The organism is Flavobacterium sp. KACC 22758, assembly GCF_028736135.1.
In the GTDB taxonomy this organism is placed as follows: domain Bacteria; phylum Bacteroidota; class Bacteroidia; order Flavobacteriales; family Flavobacteriaceae; genus Flavobacterium; species Flavobacterium johnsoniae.
In genome coordinates, this window is record NZ_CP117878.1 from 2,897,507 (window position 1) to 2,914,804 (window position 17,298).

Annotated in this window: 11 protein-coding genes; 4 read left to right on the forward strand and 7 right to left on the reverse strand. The window is 32.4% G+C overall.

Annotated elements, in window-relative coordinates; genetic code table 11:
- Positions 1–20 precede the first annotated feature (20 nt).
- The 6 genes from PQ462_RS12545 to PQ462_RS12570 all read right to left on the reverse strand — a co-directional run bounded on the left by PQ462_RS12545 (position 21) and on the right by PQ462_RS12570 (position 11,480).
- Complete coding sequence (locus PQ462_RS12545) at positions 21–2,009, reverse strand: glycoside hydrolase family 2 protein (RefSeq protein WP_274250187.1); 1,989 nt, start codon at positions 2,007–2,009, stop codon at positions 21–23.
- Between the two features lie 430 nt (positions 2,010–2,439).
- Positions 2,440–3,954 carry a SusD/RagB family nutrient-binding outer membrane lipoprotein gene (locus tag PQ462_RS12550; protein WP_274250188.1) on the reverse strand — a complete coding sequence of 505 codons (1,515 nt, stop codon included), beginning with the start codon at positions 3,952–3,954 and terminating at the stop codon, positions 2,440–2,442.
- A 12-nt stretch (positions 3,955–3,966) separates the two neighbouring features.
- Positions 3,967–7,059 carry a SusC/RagA family TonB-linked outer membrane protein gene (locus PQ462_RS12555; protein WP_274250189.1) on the reverse strand — a complete coding sequence of 1,031 codons (3,093 nt, stop codon included), beginning with the start codon at positions 7,057–7,059 and terminating at the stop codon, positions 3,967–3,969.
- A 283-nt stretch (positions 7,060–7,342) separates the two neighbouring features.
- Entirely contained in the window at positions 7,343–8,353 is a 1,011-nt protein-coding gene (locus PQ462_RS12560; protein WP_274250190.1) for a LacI family DNA-binding transcriptional regulator, read from the reverse strand.
- Between the two features lie 451 nt (positions 8,354–8,804).
- Positions 8,805–10,577 carry a MutS-related protein gene (locus PQ462_RS12565; RefSeq protein WP_274250191.1) on the reverse strand — a complete coding sequence of 591 codons (1,773 nt, stop codon included), beginning with the start codon at positions 10,575–10,577 and terminating at the stop codon, positions 8,805–8,807.
- A gap of 69 nt (positions 10,578–10,646) precedes the next feature.
- Positions 10,647–11,480 (reverse strand): universal stress protein, encoded by an 834-nt coding sequence (locus PQ462_RS12570; protein ID WP_012024769.1) that lies wholly within the window; start codon positions 11,478–11,480, stop codon positions 10,647–10,649.
- A gap of 182 nt (positions 11,481–11,662) precedes the next feature.
- On the opposite strand from PQ462_RS12570, the gene mnmE reads away from it, so the two are divergent.
- The 3 genes from mnmE (at position 11,663) to PQ462_RS12585 (ending at position 15,583) form a co-directional block, all read left to right on the forward strand.
- The gene (gene mnmE / locus PQ462_RS12575) at positions 11,663–13,063 is read left to right on the forward strand and encodes a tRNA uridine-5-carboxymethylaminomethyl(34) synthesis GTPase MnmE (RefSeq protein ID WP_274250192.1); all 1,401 of its coding nucleotides are present in this window, start codon (positions 11,663–11,665) and stop codon (positions 13,061–13,063) included.
- Between the two features lie 281 nt (positions 13,064–13,344).
- A complete protein-coding gene (locus tag PQ462_RS12580) occupies positions 13,345–13,536 on the forward strand; it encodes a cold-shock protein (protein ID WP_274250193.1) in 192 nt (63 codons plus the stop codon).
- A 1,123-nt stretch (positions 13,537–14,659) separates the two neighbouring features.
- Positions 14,660–15,583 carry a PAS domain-containing protein gene (locus PQ462_RS12585; RefSeq protein WP_274250194.1) on the forward strand — a complete coding sequence of 308 codons (924 nt, stop codon included), beginning with the start codon at positions 14,660–14,662 and terminating at the stop codon, positions 15,581–15,583.
- A 348-nt stretch (positions 15,584–15,931) separates the two neighbouring features.
- Here the strand turns inward: PQ462_RS12585 and PQ462_RS12590 are convergent, their stop codons facing one another.
- Positions 15,932–16,771 carry a hypothetical protein gene (locus PQ462_RS12590; protein ID WP_274250195.1) on the reverse strand — a complete coding sequence of 280 codons (840 nt, stop codon included), beginning with the start codon at positions 16,769–16,771 and terminating at the stop codon, positions 15,932–15,934.
- Between the two features lie 116 nt (positions 16,772–16,887).
- On the opposite strand from PQ462_RS12590, the gene PQ462_RS12595 reads away from it, so the two are divergent.
- Positions 16,888–17,184: a hypothetical protein gene (locus PQ462_RS12595; protein ID WP_274250196.1), complete on the forward strand. Its 297-nt coding sequence runs from the start codon at positions 16,888–16,890 to the stop codon at positions 17,182–17,184.
- Positions 17,185–17,298 lie beyond the last annotated feature (114 nt).

Below are 17,298 nucleotides of genomic sequence, written 5' to 3' on the forward strand. Positions count from 1 at the left end.
CAACTTAGAACCTTAGCTCCTTAGTATCTTTGCAAAACCTCAAACAAAGAATAAATCTTAATTTCCGGCTTCTTTATTTTCCCTTCAAACGAAATTATTTTTTCTTCTCCTGCATTTAGATCAAAATAATTATCACTCCATTTTCCATTATATCCTTTCATCGAGATGTAAACGTATTTTGCCATTTTCTGAGCTTTTATAATTACGTTATTTCCTTTTATTTCCCAGCTGATTTTTGGATCTTCTAAAGATAAATCTCTTGGGTGTATAAAATCAGTTTCTGGCTTTATATCGTCTCTGTACGCTTCTCGTATGGCATACCATGAAGCTCGTGGTTCGCGGTTATAATAATCTGTAATACTCCAGCTTGCTGTTGGCCAGCAGTCGTTTAACTGCCAGATTAAAGTTCCCATATTGTAAGGCGCCTTAGACCGATGCGTGCCTGCGATATTTTTAACAGCATAGTATTGGAGACACTGCGTTAAATAGGTATAATCTTCTAAACTTATATTTTTTATTTTAGCCGAATCGATAAAATACCTGTTCAAATAGGAATCCAGCTTTTCAAATCCTTTTCCTGATTTTTGATGCGCCAATACTATATCCGAATATAAATATCGGTCTTCAGGCAGAGTAAATGCTTCTAAAGACGAATAATTTGGCATCGACAGCATTCCGTATTCACTTACAAATCGTCCCGTTTTTTTCTGCACCGCTTCAATATCTTCCAATCCCCACCAGATTCCCCAATAATGGCTGTCTCCTTCGGTTACACTTTTAGGTTTTGACCAATGGTATAATGGCGAAGAGCTTAAATACGGACGTTTACCATCGACTTCTTTAACCCATTTCGGAATACTGTCATGAAATAAACGTGTGTAATCTTTCCACAAACGAATGGAATCCTGCTTTGAAATTTTTAATTTTTTCATCCAGCCCCAGTTTTTAAAGGCTTCATCAGACTCGTTGTTGCCGCACCATAAAACAATACTTGGATGATGACGCAGCCTTTTTACCTGATATTGAACTTCTTTTTTTACATTATCAAAAAAAGCATCGTCTCCAGGAACCATTGTACCAGCGAACATAAAATCCTGCCAAACATTTATGCCGTATTTATCGCATAAATCGTAGAAATAATCATCTTCGTAAATACCACCGCCCCAAACGCGAAGCATATTCATATTGGCTTCTTTGGCAGATAAAACTATTTTTTCATATTCTTTTTTATCTACTCTAGAAAGAAAAGCATCTGATGGAATATAATTGGCTCCTTTCATGTAAACTGGTTTTCCATCAATTTTAAAATAGAAAGATCTGCCTAAACTATCTGGCTCTTGTATTAATTCGATTTTTCGATTTAAGACATACGGTTTCTCAGGTTCTTTTTCATCATAAGCTTCAAATCTTGGTGTTTTCCATATGCCGCAGGTTGTGAATTTTGGTCCCCAATCCCAGCCAAAATGGTATTGGGCTTTGCGTACATAAGTACGCGGATTGTCTGGAATTACAAATGGGTAATCTTTTTTTGCCAATGAATCTACCACATTTTGTGCCGATTGAAATACGATTCGTAAATCATTATTTCCTGATTTCAAGACTTTTTTTACATCAACCCGCCATTGACGGAACATATTATCGGCTTTTAAAACCAGCTGATTGTTTACATAAACAGCTGCGTAAGTATCTAATCCGTCAAAAACTAATTCAGTATTTTTCTTTTTCAGCATATTTGCCGTAACCTGAAAAGCAGTTTTGTATTCCCAGTTTTTACGTTCGATCCACTGCAGTTTTTTTTCGTTATCTCTGTAAAATGGGTCTGGTATTAATTTGCTGTTTAGCAAATCGGTATGGATTTCTCCCGGAACGCTGGCCGTATACCATTTTTGTGTTTTTTCTTCACGATATGTCCAATTACTTTTTAATTCAATTTTTTGTGCAAAGGCAATTGATGTAAAACCTGCCAGACAAAGGGACATTATACAATGAAGTTTATTTTGATAATTCATTTTACTGAGTAATATATTAATACCTTCTAAAATTAGTAAAAAGGTAAGTAATTCGGACTATTGGCAGTTTCGAGAAGGAAAAGGATGTACTAAATCATTCCTTCTCTTTAGAATTTATTTTTCGTTATTAACTCAAAATACAACTAGAAATATCTTCTTTACCACTGCCTTAGGTTTTATTTTGGTTTTGATATGGATCATTTTAAATTGAAATAAACTTTAAATACAGCATTTTGATTTTTTTTTAAATGCAGAAAATAAATCCATCTTTTTCAGCAGAAACTGTATTGGTTTTATGCGAAAAAAAAGGTATTTGAAACTGCAAAATAAGGGTTCAAATGCTTTTTAAGTTCATTTAATTAAATGATTTAAAAATAAGCCGGGCATGCTCAGTACCCGACTTATCTTAACTAACCAACCAATTTAAAAATTATTTATCCCACCAGATTCTTGTGGTCATTAAATCTAAACCTTGACGTTGAATTGCTTCTTTATAATTAGCCTCATTTGTGATAAGTTCTGACTGATCATAAATTAACCTTCTAGGAATTGTTCCTTTTGTATCACCAGTTGGATCATTAACAGGGACTAATACAGGATAGCCTGTTCTTCTGTATTCAGAGAATGCTTCAAAACCGTTGAATAACAATACGATCCATTTTTGAGTAATAATCTGTTCAATTTTTTCTGCTTCTGTTCCTGCAGATTTAAACGGATAAGTTGTGATATAGGTGTTGTATTCTGCCGGCGTAACAGCAGGTACTTTATCTCCAAAAATGGTTAAAATATTCATTGCCGCTCTTACTCCATTATCATAATAAGTCTGAGCCGATCCGCCCACACTCCATCCTTTTACTGAAGCTTCAGCCAATAAAAACTGAACTTCTGCATAAGACATGATTAAAGTTGGTGCATCATAACGCAATACTGTAGAAGTATTTGGGTCTGAGAAAAGTTTTTTATCTCCTCCCGGAAATTCTTTTGCATCATTTGCCAAACCTTGCTGACTTGCCGGATTGTTATCTCCTGTTGCCTCTAGTTTCGCATAAATTCTTAAACGAGGATCGTTTGTATTTTTCAATAAATCGATAAATGTTTTACTGAATTTAATATTAGATTCTCCTCCGTTTAAATCATTTCTTACCCAAGCCGAAGTAATAGGATTGGTTTTAACTCCCGGAGGCCCTGCATCATGCTGTAAAACAAGACTGTCATCATTTGATGTAAAAACACCTTTTGAATATGCTTTTTCTACAAATTCTTTTGCTTTTGCAGGATTAACTTTAGACAAACGCATTGCTACACGCAGCATTAAAGAGTTTGCCAGTTTTTTCCATCTTGCAACATCACTTTGGTAATACAAATCGGCATTGCCAACAAATGGTTTTGTCGCATCAAGAGCTGTTCCGGCTTCGTCCAATTCTTTTAAAAGATCATTGTAGATCGCTTCCTGCGTATCATATTTAGGAGAAAATACGTTTCCGTTATATCCTTTTCCAGCTTCAAAATAAGGAACTTCACCATAAGTATCTGTCAATTTTTGAAACAAGAAAACTTTCATGATTCTTAATGCCTGAATCATATTGGTGTTTTCCGGAGTATTATCAACTACAGATAATAACTGGAAAATTTGGTTTAATCCTTTACCATACGTTTCTCCAAAAAGTGCTGCCGAATATTCAGAAGAATACGTGTATTTTGAACCTGGCCCGCCAAGTGAAGAAAATTGCTGCACGATTTGCGCTGCATATAAATTGTTTCCTCTGGTGTTAGAAAAATCCTGCCCGTCAACATAAATCTCAGCAAGCGTAAACATTGATTTTACAGCCGGATCTGTTAAAGCATTTGGATTCTTATTCATTTCTTCGAATCCTTTGTCGCAAGAAGCTAATGTCATGGCACTAACAATTGCGGCACAAAATATTTTTATATATCTATTTTTCATCTTTCTTAAGTATTAGAATTTGACATTAAGTGCAAAACCATAATTTCTTGTCAACGGCATTGAAGCTCTCTCCATACCCTGAGCATTACTATTTGAATAGTTTGACTCAGGATCAATGTTTGGAACTTTGTCATAAATAGTCCATAAATTATGAGCTGAGAATGATAAACTTACAGACTGAAATGGTGTTTTTTGCAAATATGTTTTTGGGAAGTTGTAAGCAAATGAAATTGCTCTAAGCTTAACAAAATCAGCATCGTAAACAAAGTTTGATGTAACATCGCTGTAACTTCTCCAATAATCGTATGCCGAAACTGTTGTGTTAACCGGGTTTCCGTTAACATCTTTTCCGCTTACTGCTACTCCTCCTTCACGGCCCGGAAGTGTAATATCGGATAATCCGTAACGTGTTCCTAACTGATTTGTAGCTGAATAGATTTCTCCTCCAAATTTAGCATCAACAAAAACAGAAAGTGTGAAATTTTTATATGAAAAATCATTTGAAAGCCCCATTGATGTTGGCGCTACACCTTGACCCGCAATAATTAAATTTCCTCTTAAGAATTTTCCGTTTGTATCCAGAACAATATTTCCCTGAGCATCTCTTAAATAATCATAAGCCTTAATAACACCAAAAGGCTGTCCTTTTTCTAAAACTACAGAAGCTCTACCGTCTCTGTTTCCTTCTAATGATTTAGTTGTGATTTTATCTGAAAGATTCAAAACTTCACTATCGTTATAAGCAAAATTATAGCCTACATTCCAAGAGAAATTTTCTGTCTTAACTGCTTTTACATTAATAGCAAACTCCACCCCTTTGTTTAGGATTTCTCCAACATTGATTTTTGTAGTTCTATATCCTGAAGCTTGAGAAACATCGGCATCTGTAATATCGTTCGTTGTTTTTTTGCTGTAGAAAGTCAAATCTGTACTTACTCTGTTGTTGAAAAATGTATTCTCGAAACCAAACTCAATTGTGCTTACGTTGTATGGTTTTAAAGTTCTGTTCGGAATTGTTTCTCCATTTACACCCAAAATTGGCTGTCCTAAAGAATCCGTCTGTCCGTCTGGCGTAATATAAGTCAATGCTAAAGCATAAGCTTCTGGAAGTGCACCTCCAACGTTACCCCAGCCTGCTCTAATCTTACCATAAGAAATCCACTCAGGAAGACCTATAACTTCAGAATAAATAAAACTTGAACTTACAGAAGGATAAAAAGTACTGTTATTTGACGGATCTAAAGTTGAAAACCAATCTTCACGTCCTGTTAAACTTAGATATAAGAAATCTTTGTACCCAATATCTGCAGAATAGAAAAGAGAGTTTACTTCGCTTTCTGAAAATAATTTCTCAGTTTTATCAGGCTGTGTATTTCCGTAGAAATATTTAAATGGAACAATAAAGTTGTTTCCTTTCATTTTAATGCCGCTGTATCGGTTATGCTGACGGTTTGCACCAACAAAAGCATCTAACGAAATATTTTTAGCGATATCTCCTCTGTAACCTAAGAAACCGGAAGCATTTACCTCAGAACGAGTTTCTATTCTGTTTTCAATTGATCCTCCTGGACTGTAATTTATTCCGGTAGGTTCAATTTCAGTATATTCATAATTGATATCATCAATACCAATAACAGCTTTAGCATAAATTTTATCTGTAATGTTATAATTTACTTTTGCAGAACCAATAAAACGCTTTCTTAAATCATCGTTTAGCGGCGATTTTGTAGCAAAGTAAGGATTTGTATGATATACGTTTGCTCCTAAATAATCTTCTTCTCCTCCATTTGCATCATAAGGATTACTTAACCATCTAATATCTGTACCCGGAGTCATAAAAGTAGTTGGGAAAGATGGGTTTCTTGGCGAATCATTTAAGTATGGACGGTTATGACTTTTCTCAGAAATGTATTGAGCATTTGTCTCGATGCTGATTTTTTTATTTGGAGCTGAGTTTAAACTCAAAGCTACGTTGTTTCTTCCAAAAGTAGTTTCCGGCATGATCGATTCGTCTTTAGTGTTTCCAAAAGACAATCTGAAATTTGTTGTTTCATTTCCGCCAGAAATTGCCAAAGTGTTACTGAAAGAATATCCGGTTCTGTAGAAATTCTCAACATTATCTTTCCCATAAGCCTGATACGGTCTTGTAGCACCGTCTAGAGATAATGAAGGCGTTCCATCATATTTATCTCCCCAAGCAAAATAGTAAGAATCTCTAAGTTCTTGTAAATTAGTGAATCTGGTTGGCACACCGCTCGCATTTGGAGCTCCAGCACCATATTGATCCTGCCATTTTAAAAGACTTACTGGTGTATTAAAAGTTGAATTTGTACTGAAATCTACTCCAATTCCCGTTCCGTTTTTACCTTTTTTAGTTGTAATTAAGATAACACCGTTTGATCCTCTATACCCATAAAGAGCAGAAGCGGCACTACCTTTTAAAACAGACATCGAAGCAATATCATCTGGATTGAAAGAAGACATACCATCTCCTTTATCAGCTCCACCCCACATTCCTGCATTTCCCTGCTGTGTGTTGTCAATTGGAATTCCGTCTACAACATACAAAGGCTGGTTAAGTCCTGATGCCGAAGTAGCTCCACGAATTACAACTCGGCTTGAACCAGATGGTCCCGTAACCGGCGCCGAAACGTTTACCCCGGCAATTTTGCCCTGAAGTGCGTTTCCTAAGTTAATTTCTTTATTTTTTGTCAGGTCTTCGCCCTTAAGCTCTCCAACTGCGTAACCTAAACTTTTCTTTTGTTTTTTAACTCCAAATGAAGTTACAACAACATCTTTTAATTCCTGTGTAGTTTCTACTAATGTCACAGCAACTCTAATCTCTTTTTCCTGAAGTACTACCAGTTTTGACTGAAAACCTATAGAAGATACATTAAGGGTAACTTTTCCTTCTGGAACATTCATTTTAAATCGCCCTTCGGCGTCTGTAATAGCACTAAATGGTTTTCCTTGAACCTCGACTGATGCAGCAACAATTCCCTTGTTCTCTGCATCTGTAACTATGCCGGTTATTAATCGATTTTGCGCAGCAGCACTTAAACTGCTCAGCAATATCACTCCTAACACTGCTAATATTCGTTTCATAAGCATTTTTTTTGGTTATTGGTTTTGATTTCGTTTTGTGTTTGTTTGTGTTTGTGTTTGCTTTAAATAATTAATAAAAATTTGAACTCTGTTTTCAATATTACAGCACAATCAGTATTTTAATATTGCGGCTGTTTTGGTTTTTAATAAATATCTCACCTTAATTATCGAACTGTAAACAGCAGTAAATCAAGGAAAATATTTACTAAATCGTTTTAGTGAAATGATTAAAAAAAAGTCTCCACTTTTTTCATTTCTAAATTTTAATTTGTTATTCGGTTGGTTAAACGGATTCTCTTATTATCAAAGTTCCTTTTTTGAGAACCTTTTCTATTTTAAAATCTTCAAAATTTGTCATCTGGCTCATCAATAACTGGATTGATTTTACAGCAATGTCTTCTATTGGCTGGGCAATAACCGAAATTGTCGGCGTATGCAATTTAAAACTGTCATGGTCATCAAAGCTGATAACCGAAATATCATCGGGAATTTTATAATTTAAAGTTCTAAAAGCCTGAAGTCCCGCAAGTCCCATATAGTTTGCACAAAAGAGAACGGCATCTATTTCTTTGTTATGATTAAAGAAATTTATAATTTCTTCAATTCTGCTTTTCTCACTTGAATGATAATCTAAAAGCAGCGTATAATTTTCATTATAAATTCCTTCCTCCTTAAGCGCTTCTACATATCCTTTTTCACGTAACTTCATCTGAATCATTCCAGACTTATTATTTACGACAGCTATGTTTTTGCGTCCTTTGCTGATTAAAAATTTAACAGCCGAGTAAGATCCCTCATAATTATCCATTACAACATGACTTACTTTTTGGTTTGCAAAATACCTGTCGATTAACACAACCGGTTTTTGCAATTTTAAAAGCTGGCTTATTGTTTTTTCTAAATTTCGGGTTGGGGTAATAATAAAACCTTCAACATTTGCCTGCAAAAGACTCTGCACTAATTCTTCAGAACGATCATTATCATCTCCTGTACTGCAATAAAAAACCCTGTAGTTAATATTTTTGGCTTCATCTTCGATAACTCTTGCCAAATCAGCAAAAAACTGATTAGAAATATCTTCTACAATAAGCCCAATTGATCTTGTTTTTCCAGTTCGTAAACTGCTTGCAATCATACTTGGCTTATATTGAAGTTTCTGCGCAACATCCTGAACTTTTTTAATAACAGCCGGACTAATAGCCATTTTTTCTCCTTTACCATTGATAACAAAAGACACGGTAGAAATAGAAACTTCTGCTTGTTTAGCAATATCTCTAATTGTAATCTTTTTCATCTGGTAAATAATTTATTATTGGATATTTTAGTACATCGCAAATATATGCAAACGAAACTTACAAAAACGTTTTAGTAAAATTTATTTTCAATAAATCGTTTTTTTATTGCCAAAATAAAATAGAATAATCAGTAAATACAGGTTTTTGATCAGTTATTGTCATTTTGACTTTTAATATTGATTTTATGATTTTCATACAGATTTGATAGGTTTTTGATGTGTTTCTTATCTATTTTTAATGTAGAATATTTCAAAAAAAGTCTCAAAATTTCATTTTTTTTAAAGGCATTATTTTACAGAATAAGTAAAAACTGATAAAATATGTAAATACAAAAAAGGCCAAAAGAATAATGATTACTCTTTTGGCCTTTTTTAAAAATCTAAATTCTAAAATCTAAATTCTAAAATCTAAATTCTAAAATCTAAATTCTAAAATCTACATTCTAAGATTCTAAATAACTCCCATTTTCTGCATCAGGAAGGTAGCGCTTCTATTCTGACAGATGCCGCTGCGAAGTTTATAATCAAAATGCAGTTCGTTATTTTGAATTTCTACTTCAAAACATTGATTGGTTAGAATATCAGGATATTCGTTTGTAGTCAAACAGACTTCTATATCATGCGTTGCAATGGCACCAATGGCGTTTTTCGCAATTACTTTTTTGACTACTTCAATAGTGCCGTTACGTTTATCATCAGAGTTTGTTCCCCTTAAAATTTCATCTAATAAAACAAAAGCAGAACCTTCTTCAAGAGCATCCATAATTTGTTTTAAGCGTTTAATTTCTGCAAAGAAATACGACTCACTATCTGCTAAAGAATCGGATAATCGCATTGAAACTAAAACTGGAAGTGGATGTATGTTAGCTTTTGAAGCACAAATAACTGATCCAATTCCGCCTAAAACCATATTTATTCCTAAGCTTCTCAAAAAAGTACTTTTTCCAGACATGTTCGATCCGGTTAAAATCATAAATGACTGAGGGTAAAAATAGGTGTCATTGCCTACTCTGCCCGCCGGATTTAATAATGGATGGCTTAAGTTTTCAAAACCTATTTTATATTCTGAATTGATTTCAGGAAAAACAAAATCAGGGTTATTATACGATAGATTTGCTAAACTGTTTAAAGCTTCAAATTCGCCAATTATATTAATCCATTTTTCAAGTTCATGCGCATAATTGTCTTTCCATTTTAAAAGAGCCTTTAAAACGTGCAGATTAAACAAAAAAGATCCGTTAAACAAAGTCGCAGTAACAAAATTGTTGATAGTCTCCATTCTTGAAAACAATTCTGACAGCTGTTTTAAATGAGAACTGGCAGAAGCATTTTTAGAAACCAGCTGTTTTTGCAGTTCAATCAGCTTTTTAGATTCAAATTTTTCAAGTTCAATTTTCTGAACCAATAAACTATATTGTTTTATGGTTTTATCGATATTATCAGCTTTAGCAATTTCAGATTGAATTCGCTTTAGTGATCTTCCCAAAACAATTAAATTGAAAATAAAAATATAAGTTACATAGGAAAGAATAATTGCTTTTGAAGTGATAAAATAAGCAATTACAAAACCAAAAAATAGAGTTGGAAGAATAATTGACAGTGCAATTAAAACTTTAGATAAAGAATTATTTTTAAATGAAATCCAATGAATTAATGAGTTATACGAATTCTTACTGTCAGTACTGACAATTGCAAGAGCTTCAAAATCCTGACGCCAGTCTATTTTAGTTTTTAATTCGTTTATGGCTTCCTGATTTTCAAGAATTGTTTCATTAGAAAATAGATTTAATAATTTATTCGCTAATGTTTTTTTGCCAATAAAAGTAGCTGTTCTGTTTAAATTTTGGAATAAGGAATGTTCTCCAAAAATATCTAAATCGTAAGCATAAGGATGATGAAAATGATTAAATTCAATTCCGTTTTCAAAAGGAAGTTTTTCTCTTTTTAAATATGCTATTTCATCTTCATTGATTTTTAAAACAGCTTTTGTCAATTCTTTCTGGAAAGAAAGTTTTGAATGGATTCTCATTAAAAAAAGAAAACCAACAAAAGATAAAAAAGCAGATAAGGCATATAAAGCTTCATTGGTTTTGATGTAGTAAAACAACATAAACAAACAAAAAAATATGCTTAATAGTCTTAAAAGACTTATGCTGTTGTATCTTTTGTTGATTTGAGTAAATATTTTTGAATACTGCCTGACCTTGCTTAAATATACTTCCATTTTTAAAATTTAATGAAATACAAATATAGGTTTTACACTTTCAAAAAAGCTATTCATTTACAGCAGAATTTAATTCTCATGCATTATCAATACTGGAATAGAAACCTCTTTTGTAATTTTCTGGCTAAAACTAGAATCAAAAATCCCTTCAAAGAAAGATCTTTTGTGCGTAATTGTAGTCAGGATGTCAATGTCCTTGTAAAGAATAAAATCAAGAATAGTTTCTTTAACTTCATCGCTTGGCAGAACCAGGAATTCTACATTATCATTTGCAAACTCTCTTTCCCACTCTTTAATTGTTGCATCAGAAACATCTGTGCTTGAAGTTTTAACATAAAGGCTTTTGACTTTTGCGTCTGTTTTTTTAGCAATTTTCAGCACTTTTTTAAGTTCGGCTTTGTCTTTTTCACGATATCTTGTTGTAAAACCTATGGTTTTGATTTTCTTGAATTTAGCATCTACCGGTACACATAAAACGGGAACTTTAACTTCTGAAATAACTGAATTTGTATTAGATCCTGTAAAGAACTTTGTCCAGTCTGAAACACCAGTTGTACCCATAATAACAAAGTCAATCTGATCTTCTTCTACTGCATTTCTTAGGTTATAAATTAAGTCGCCGTCCATTAAACGGTGCTTTATTACAATATCATCCAATTTACGTTCTGCTGCAATAGCGCGCAGTTTTGGAATTTCGTCTTTAAACATTTCAAATTTTGCCAATTCTATAGAACTGTATATCGACGCATAATTTTCTGGAAAAAACTGGCTGTCATAAACCGGAATCTCAAATGTGTGTAATAAAACAAGTTCGGCTTTGACAATTTTCGCAAATTCTAAAGCATGCACAAACGCATTTGTTGCTGCTTCAGAGAAATCTGTGGGGAATAATATCTTTTTCATTTTGTTGAGATTTTAGGTTTGTTACTCAAATTTAATCATTCTAAAAACAAATTGAACTGATAATTATCAGGAATTTAACACTTAATTTTTTCTTAATAAAACACTATTTTGTGTAGAGAATCTTATCAAACTGACGGTTATTAAGACTTTACAATTTTCTGCTTTTTTCATACCTTTGCAGCATGATAAATCAAGATTCTATAGTTGCATTAGCTACTCCATCAGGAGCTGGAGCTATTGCTGTTATTCGTATTTCGGGCGCTGAAGCTGTTTCAATAGGAAATTCTGTTTTTAAATCTATCAAAAACAAAGACTTAACGAAGCAAAAAACGCATACTTTGCATTTGGGCCATATTGTTGACAACGGAAAAACACTTGATGAAGTTTTGGTTTCTGTTTTTAAAGGCCCTAATTCGTATACTGGAGAAGATACAATAGAAATTTCATGTCACGGATCTACATATATTCAGCAGCAGATTATTCAATTATTATTGAGAAAAGGCTGCAGAATGGCCGATGCCGGTGAATTTACTTTAAGAGCTTTCTTAAATGGGAAGTTAGATTTATCTCAGGCAGAAGCTGTTGCAGATTTAATTTCATCTGATAATGAAGCTTCACACCAAATTGCCATGCAGCAAATGCGAGGCGGTTTCAGCAATGAAATTGCCAAATTGCGAGAAGAGCTTTTAAATTTTGCTTCTTTGATTGAACTTGAATTGGACTTTGCAGAGGAAGATGTGGAATTTGCCGACAGAACTCAGTTTCATGAATTATTAAACAGAATTGAATTTGTCTTAAAACGCTTAATTGATTCATTTGCAGTTGGAAATGTTATTAAAAACGGAATCCCGGTTGCTATTGTTGGTGAGCCGAATGTTGGTAAATCGACTTTATTAAATGCTTTATTAAATGAAGAGCGAGCGATTGTTTCTGACATTGCCGGGACAACCCGCGATACAATTGAAGACGAGCTTGTTATTGGCGGTATTGGTTTTAGATTTATTGATACAGCCGGAATACGCGAAACGAAAGATGTTGTAGAAAGTATTGGAATCAAGAAAACTTTCGAAAAAATAGATCAGGCACAAGTTGTTATTTATTTGTTTGATGGTTTAAAATTTAAAGCATCGAGTTCTGAATTTGTTTCGGAAATTGAACAAATTAAAAACAAATATCCTTTAAAACCTTTGATTATTGTGGTCAATAAAAAGGATATTTTATCTGAAGAAGAAGTTTTAAATATTACACAAAAGCTTGCAAATTTAAATGCGAAACTTCTATTAATTTCGGCAAAACAAAAAATTGGAGTTGAAGAATTAAAGAACGAATTATTATCATTTGTAAATACTGGAGCATTACGAAATAATGAAACAATTGTTACCAATACAAGACATTATGACTCTTTATTGAAAGCTTTAGATGAAATACAAAAAGTAAAATTTGGTCTTGAAACTAATCTTTCAAGTGACTTAATTGCACTTGATATTAAAGAAGCCTTATATCAATTCGGACTTATCACAGGTCAGGTCTCTAATGACGAATTATTAGGAAATATCTTCGCTAATTTTTGCATCGGCAAATAGAGAAACGAAAAACTGGTTTAGTACTGCCTGTTAAATTTATTCAAACGTATATATTCAGAGTTCTTTGTTCTATCAGCCAGGTGTAAAAAACTATATGACGGATTTTTCATTACAACGGTTGATAGAAGAAATATAAGTTAAAAAATACTTTCTCACTCTCATGCAGGAGTTTAAGAGACAAGGATTTATAGTGCTAAACGTTAATAAAAGCATAATTAAAAATTATTTTCTAACTTACTACTTTTTAATGGACTACATTTGACCAACATTAAATATTTAAGATGCAAGAAGGTACAGTAAAATTTTTCAATGAAGAAAAAGGATTCGGATTTATTACACCAAATAATGGTGGGAACGAAGTTTTTGTTCATGTTTCAGGTCTATCAGAAAACATTCGTGAAAACGACTTAGTTCGATATGACATACAAGAAGGCCGCAAAGGTCCAAACGCAGTAAACGTAACCATAGCATAACATACTATAGAACGAATTTGTAAAGCATCTGTTTAAACAGATGCTTTTTTATTTAAACTAGTCAGATCTGTTATACGCTATGTATTCCTAAATTAGTTTTTTTTAAGCTTTCCATTAAAAATAAATCCATTAAATGGGAAGACCATGCCAGTCTACTTTAACATAAGTCTCCGTGGTCTAAAAGCAGTAGTCTGATACGCAGTACTATTCATTATTTTAAATCCCTGCCAAGCTTCTCCCCGAAGTTTCATTTCGGCATATAAAATCATTTTAACTTCCTTTTTATTGGCATATACCCACCAGAAATCTTGCGTATATCCCAAAGGTATCAGTTTTATGTGCTCTTCCTCTTCTTGCTGCAACTCCAAAAATCTTACCGATGAATAAGTGTAAATGACACAGTCAACCAGCATAATACAATCCCATTTTTCAGCCTATCTCCCAAATTCCAGCAATGGTATATTGCTTGTTTACATGTTTTTTTTCTTGTCAATGCAACAGCCCTTTTTGAAACCAGCACCATTAGTTATAATCTGTTTTTAAGAAAAAAAAGATATTTCTTACTAAATAATAAATAAAACACATGTCAATTTCAACTAACATGATATCGTAGTGTTAAAGATATTCTTTGTTTAATAATTTTTAAAAAATATTAAACAAATTAAAAACTATTTTATTTAACTTAGCTTTGATCAGCTTGATTTTAACTCATAATTCATCAAAAAAATGTAAACATTAAAACAATAAGACAGCAAATCTTCCGATCGTAAACCGGATCGGATTAAAAGCTTGAATAATGTACTCCTTGGAAGATTTTGGATACCATTTGCGCTTCACTGAGCTGATAAAAAAGCTTTATAAAGAAAGAATAGAAGATAATCATTTCTAAACTTTGGAATAGAAGAGTTTAAATGCAAAACAAGCACATATAAAAATGTATTGAATGAAGTAGTACTTTATATACTTAAATCAGGCAGCTTATAATCTGCATAAAAATACCAAACCAAAAATCAAGGTAGTAATTATTGGAATTGTAATACTTTATATTGAAACGATGTAACTTAAAACCTTTAAGAAACAATAGATTCGCTTAATAACTATACTGAATAAAACCTAACCCCTCATGCATCAATATCCAAGCCTTTTACAAAATATAATTGACTCTATACCACTGCCCATTGGGGTGTATGTGGGAGATAATCTAAAAATTGAACTAGCCAATGCCGCAATGATCAAAACTTACGGCAAAGGAAATAATGTAATTGGAAAAAACTACCTCGACATAGTACCCGAAATTGAAAAACAACAGATTTTGGATCAGGCATTAAGTGTGCTTAAAACTGGAATACCCTTTCATGCTATTGGCAGAAAAGTAGATCTGGTAATAGAAGGAATAATGAAAGAACATTATTTTAATTATAGTTTTATTCCTCTGTTTGATAATGATGGAAATGTGTATGGTGTAGTGAATACCGGCACTGATGTAACCGATTTTCAACTAGCAAAAGAAGAAGTACAAAACTCGAATGAAAGACTTAAAATGGCTATTGACTGGTGCGGAATAGGAAGTTATGAAATAGATCTTACTACAAAAGAAATTAAAACATCTGGAAACTTCGATGCTATATGCTCGATTGACACCCCATTAACTATTGAAGATTTAATTGAAAAACTTCATCCTGATGACCTGACAGTACGTGAAAAAGCACATGAAGAAGCTAAAACAACCGGCAAAATAAGCTATGAGGCCAGAATTATTAAGGATAATGGTGAGCGCTGGGCAAAAATTAACGGTAAGATTATAGCGGATGACGATGGCAAGCCAAAAACCATAATTGGAATTATCCAGGATATACAAGAGCAGAGGGAATTTGAAGAAGAATTAAAAAAACAGGTTGACAGCCGTACAGATGAATTAAAACGATCAAATAATGATTTGATGCATTTTGCAAGTGTGGTCAGTCATGATCTTAGAGAACCATTACGTAAAATAAAAATTTTGGGAGTGATATACTTGTGTAACCTTCTAATTAAAATTTTTATATAATTTATCATATATATTAAAAGCAAAAGCCTTGAATTTCTTCCGGCTTTTAGTTACAGATATTTTAGATAGTTAGTTATTCAAAAAATACCCCTACTAACGGTAATGATCGCTTTCAGGGTTTATTTACAACTTCTAATTTTGGTTCGTATAGCGAAATGATTAAATGAGATCAAATGCTATTTCACTTTCAACTGGTTAAAATTTTGACCGTCATGAAAATTAGATTTTGAAATATGAAAAGCATTTTTATTAGTGCTTTTTCATATTTCAAAACTACAATGCAATTTTATATTAACTATAAACGACAATAAACATTTTATGCTATACTAGTGTATAGCAAAGTATACATTAGTATTGATCTTTGGCAATTAGATTATAAATATTTTCCTTTATATCTGTTTTGCAATTATCATAAGTTTTGAAGATAGGTTCTGCCTCTGCTAAATAAGGCTCTGCATTAATCCATTTTCTAAATTTTTCAGGTTTACAACTTTCATGGATTAATTGATCTAAACTCATTTTTCTGTAAATAAAACTATAGTCAGCCAATTTATGCTTACTGTCTTTAAAAATAAAGTGAAGTTTTTTAAAAATGATGAATGCATTTAAATCGACAAATATGTCCGGGTTTGGGTTTTCAGTAATTGTATCAACTTGAAAATTCTTATTCAGATCTTCACCAGGCTTTACAAAATGAATTTTTCCATCATTAATTGAAACATCGATATTAAATCGTCCAAGATTGATTTTAAATTGTGTCAATTCTTTTTTTAAAGTGGACAGTGTAGTCTTTTTAGAACCTTCATCCTCTTCTAATTTTCTCTTGACGTTTTTAGCAACCCATTCCTTTTCTTCTTTTTCTGAAAAACCATCCAATTTTCTATATGATTCTATTCTGTCTTTTTCCTTTATCCTTATTTGATCTTCAACTTCTTTTTCTGTTAAATCTTCCTCATTCTCTACTTTCGTTATAAGATCAAAAATGCAAACAATTCCTTCTTTTAGAAAAGTTATTTCGTTTAAATTAAAGTCTTGTTCAACCTTCTGTAAATAAAGCTGATCGTAGGTAAATATATCAGAAATATATGGACAGGAAATCCCTAACTTATTTAATCTAGTAATGGCTATTTTTCGATTTTCAAAAAGCCGCATTAAATTCCTCTCATTTTTAGATGGGTAAAATTCCATGGTAAAGTTGTTTGGATTTAAAATTATGAAATCTATTTTAGATAGTGATTAATGAATATAAGTATTTAGAAAGTAGAATTTGTTTTTTTATATATAAAAGAAAAACAAATTAGATAATGGGTAATTTTGATGACAATGGATATAAACCTTCAAGAATGTTTAATATTTTATATTTTCTGCTAGGAAGAAAAGTTTGGGGTTTATTTGAATTAAGAAATAAATTAGGAAGGTTTTTATTTAGAAAATTCGGCGTGAAATTTGTTTGGCTGGATTTACTAGTTAGAAGATTTAAAATAGCATCACATATCGAAATATATGATGCTAAAAGAAATATGATAATTGTTGATGGTAAATTACTTTCCTTTTATTCCAAGGAAGATGGTCATTATATAATGTATGTTTGGAAATATTAATATGAAAACCTGATCGGTTTTTCTAAATCATTACAATCTAAGTTTTGTAATTCTACTTGAAAGTTATCATTTAATTGTCTATTCCTATTGGCAGAATAAATCGATCTTCTATTT

What these genes read in the sequence shown, in the direction of transcription:
- PQ462_RS12550 (WP_274250188.1), bottom strand. Translation starts at nt 3,954, where the DNA reads ATGAAAAATAGATATATAAAAATATTTTGTGCCGCAATTGTTAGTGCC.
- PQ462_RS12590 (WP_274250195.1), bottom strand. Translation starts at nt 16,771, where the DNA reads ATGGAATTTTACCCATCTAAAAATGAGAGGAATTTAATGCGGCTTTTT.
- mnmE (WP_274250192.1), top strand. Translation starts at nt 11,663, where the DNA reads ATGATAAATCAAGATTCTATAGTTGCATTAGCTACTCCATCAGGAGCT.
- PQ462_RS12560 (WP_274250190.1), bottom strand. Translation starts at nt 8,353, where the DNA reads ATGAAAAAGATTACAATTAGAGATATTGCTAAACAAGCAGAAGTTTCT.
- PQ462_RS12555 (WP_274250189.1), bottom strand. Translation starts at nt 7,059, where the DNA reads ATGAAACGAATATTAGCAGTGTTAGGAGTGATATTGCTGAGCAGTTTA.
- PQ462_RS12545 (WP_274250187.1), bottom strand. Translation starts at nt 2,009, where the DNA reads ATGAATTATCAAAATAAACTTCATTGTATAATGTCCCTTTGTCTGGCA.
- PQ462_RS12565 (WP_274250191.1), bottom strand. Translation starts at nt 10,577, where the DNA reads ATGGAAGTATATTTAAGCAAGGTCAGGCAGTATTCAAAAATATTTACT.
- PQ462_RS12580 (WP_274250193.1), top strand. Translation starts at nt 13,345, where the DNA reads ATGCAAGAAGGTACAGTAAAATTTTTCAATGAAGAAAAAGGATTCGGA.
- PQ462_RS12570 (WP_012024769.1), bottom strand. Translation starts at nt 11,480, where the DNA reads ATGAAAAAGATATTATTCCCCACAGATTTCTCTGAAGCAGCAACAAAT.
- PQ462_RS12595 (WP_274250196.1), top strand. Translation starts at nt 16,888, where the DNA reads ATGGGTAATTTTGATGACAATGGATATAAACCTTCAAGAATGTTTAAT.
- PQ462_RS12585 (WP_274250194.1), top strand. Translation starts at nt 14,660, where the DNA reads ATGCATCAATATCCAAGCCTTTTACAAAATATAATTGACTCTATACCA.